General features: G+C 43.6%; 1 protein-coding gene. It reads left to right on the top strand.

The annotated features are described in order from the left end of the window. Positions 1-113: 113 nt before the first annotated feature. A partial coding sequence (locus UYI_RS35525) for a transposase domain-containing protein (protein WP_326930444.1) occupies positions 114-606 on the top strand: 493 nt, incomplete at its 3' end.

Here is a 606-nt window from a genome sequence, read left to right as displayed (position 1 = left end):
TACTTTTCGGTTAAGCGCAAAAACAGGTAAATTGAGACTTGTACTGAAAAACAGCAGCAGCTAATGAACTCAAAGAATTTTCGTTGGTTTCACTTTTAATTGAATCGGCAGAGGTGCTAAAAGCGATAGAAACAGCAATACCAGCGGAAGCAATTGAGCAAGTATTAGGACAAACAGATAGTAGAGAGACACGCAAGCGAAAACTGCCATCACACTTGGTGGTCTGTATGGTAATTGGGATGAGTATCTGGTCATCGGATTCAATGCGAACAGTCTTAAAAAATTTGGTTAAAGGGTTAAGAACCCAGTGGCTAAAATTAGGGCAGTATTGGCGTGTACCAAGCCCATCATCCATCACTGAAGCAAGGCAGAGATTGGGATGCCGAGCAATGAGCCAGTTATTTAAGCTCTTGGCAAGTCCACTAGCAACAGCAGAAACTCCAGGAGCATTTTTATTTGGACTACGAGTGATGGCAGCCGATGGAACGGTATTAGATGTACCCGATACTCCAGCAAATGCCAAAGTCTTTGGATATCCCGCAAGCCCAAAAGGAACCAGACCAGCGTTTCCCAAAATTCGACTGGTGTTATTAGTTGAAGCAGGGA

The sequence above is a fragment of the Fischerella muscicola PCC 7414 genome (genome assembly GCF_000317205.1).
GTDB classification, from domain to species: domain Bacteria; phylum Cyanobacteriota; class Cyanobacteriia; order Cyanobacteriales; family Nostocaceae; genus Fischerella; species Fischerella muscicola.
Note: the sequence above shows the minus strand (reverse complement) of the source record. Positions and strands in the feature narration are given on the sequence as shown.